Annotated in this window: 1 protein-coding gene; it reads left to right on the top strand. The window is 71.8% G+C overall.

The genetic code is table 11. The features are described 5' to 3' along the window. Positions 1-895: hypothetical protein (locus tag FW784_RS14565; RefSeq protein WP_187770846.1), on the top strand; the 895-nt coding region annotated here is incomplete at its 5' end. Positions 896-1042 lie beyond the last annotated feature (147 nt).

Consider the following 1042-nt stretch of genomic DNA (forward strand, 5'->3'; position numbering starts at 1 on the left):
CGCGCTCATCATCGTCGCCCGCGAATGGTTCTTCCGCCGCGCTATCGCGAGCGGACGGATGGAAGAGGCGGCGCAACAGTTGGACGCGCTGCTGACGCTCGACGAGGCCGGGGCGCCGGGGCGGCTCAAGGAATCCGTCCGCCATCTCGGCGATCCGGTCTTCCGCGCGACGCTGGCGCGCGCCCTGCGCGACGGGCGACCCTGGCGCGCTCTGCTGCCCGCGGTGCTCGCCGATACGTCCGGACCGTCCGAAGTCGAATCGCTTCTTGCATCCATCGCGAACCGCGGCGGGTCCAGTTCCGAGTCCGCATTGCGCGCGCGGCTGCTCGAGCGCCTCGGCCGTGCGCGCCAGGCACGTGCCCAGTGGCACGCGTCGCTCACCGCGCCCATGAAGCGTTTCGATGACCTCGTTTTCGACGGCGGGTTCGAGGCCCCGTCCGGCCCGCCGCCATATGCGTGGCAGTTCGAGAGCCAGAAAGGTACGGCCGTCGGCGTCGACGCTGCACGTGCCTTCGAAGGCGGACGCTCGCTGGCGGTTCAGTTCGACGGCCGTACGGCGGACTTCACCGGGGTCTGGCAGGACCTGGCGCTCGCCCCCGGGGTGTACCGGCTGACGCTTGCGTCGAGCGCAACCCTGTCCGGGGCGCGCCCCATCGCCTGGACCGTGTCCTGTCGGCCGTCCGAGCGGCCACTGGCGCGTCTCGACGTCGCCGCTTACGGGGCCGGCTGGAAGGCGTTTTCGGTGACGTTCCAGGTGCCGGGCGATTGCCCGGCGCAGCAGCTGCGGCTGACGTCGATCGGACCGAGCCAGGCCGATCGCAGCGTCGACGGCGAGATCCGTTTCGACGCGATGCGGATAACGCCGGCTGGCGCCGTCCCGGCCACGCCCCCATGAGCCCAGGCCCGACGTTACCGGGCGCAGCCGAGAGCCTGTGCGCGGCGCTGTTGCTGGCTGCGCTGGCACTCGGCGGCGACCCGTCCACGGGCCACTACATCGTGCAGGCCCTCGGGGGTGCCGCACTAGGCTGGGCCCTGCTGCAAG

The organism is Cognatilysobacter lacus, assembly GCF_008274655.1.
GTDB classification, from domain to species: domain Bacteria; phylum Pseudomonadota; class Gammaproteobacteria; order Xanthomonadales; family Xanthomonadaceae; genus Cognatilysobacter; species Cognatilysobacter lacus.